The 513-nt window shown below is 74.1% G+C and carries 1 protein-coding gene; it reads left to right on the top strand.

Translation table 11 applies throughout. The annotated features are described in order from the left end of the window. Nucleotides 1–513 (top strand): MerR family transcriptional regulator (locus RF645_RS13455; protein WP_368819287.1); only part of this gene is annotated, 513 nt, incomplete at both ends.

Below are 513 nucleotides of genomic sequence, written 5' to 3'. Positions count from 1 at the left end.
CGAGCAGCCCGGCGGCCCTCCGGCGCACGGCACCCAGGGCGTCCTCTTCGACGACTCCGTGATCCGGGACGAGTCCGTCGGCTACCGCGGCCCCACCGCCTGCAAGGCCGCGGGCATCACCTACCGGCAGCTCGACTACTGGGCGCGGACCGGTCTCGTGGAGCCCACCGTGCGCGGCGCCTCCGGGTCCGGCACGCAGCGGCTCTACAGCTTCCGCGACATCCTCGTCCTGAAGATCGTCAAGCGGCTCCTGGACACCGGCGTCTCCCTGCAGCAGATCCGCACCGCCGTGGGGGCGCTGCGCGCCCAGGGCGTGGAGGACCTGGCCCGGCTCACCATGATGAGCGACGGCGCCAGCGTCTACGCGTGCACGTCCCCCCACGAGGTCATCGACCTGGTGCAGGGCGGACAGGGCGTCTTCGGGATCGCCGTGGGCCGGGTGTGGCGCGAGGTCGAGGGGACCCTCGCGGCGCTCCCCGGGGAGCACACCGGAGCGGACCGTGCCCCCGCCCA

Source organism: Kocuria sp. CPCC 205260 (assembly GCF_040981045.1).
In the GTDB taxonomy this organism is placed as follows: domain Bacteria; phylum Actinomycetota; class Actinomycetes; order Actinomycetales; family Micrococcaceae; genus Kocuria; species Kocuria palustris.
The sequence above is the reverse complement of the archived record's forward strand: the minus strand, read 5'-3'. Positions and strand labels throughout refer to the sequence as shown.